The following is a 231-nucleotide window of genomic DNA, read 5'->3' as shown; positions in this document are numbered from 1 at the left end:
TATCTGCGGCGCGGCTTCGACGGGCCGTCGCCGCCGCGCCGCAAATACTTCTCGAACCCCTGCGCGATCGCGCCGCCGGACACCTCGGGGGGGTCCCACGTGTCGCGGGTGCGCTCGAGCTGGCGGATGTACTCCGTCATCTCCTCGTCATCGGCGGCCGCGGCATCGATCGACGCCTCCCAGGCGAGCGCCTCGGCGGGCAGCTCGCCGCGCGCGATCGGGCTTCCGGTG

1 pseudogene is annotated in these 231 nt (G+C 73.6%); it reads right to left on the bottom strand.

The annotated features are described in order from the left end of the window. Positions 1–231: pseudogene (locus tag ACPYOG_RS21075) on the bottom strand (PAC2 family protein); the annotation flags it as partial.

The organism is Leifsonia sp. HAY1-4F, from assembly GCF_056755275.1.
This window is presented reverse-complemented; position numbering and strand designations above follow the sequence as displayed.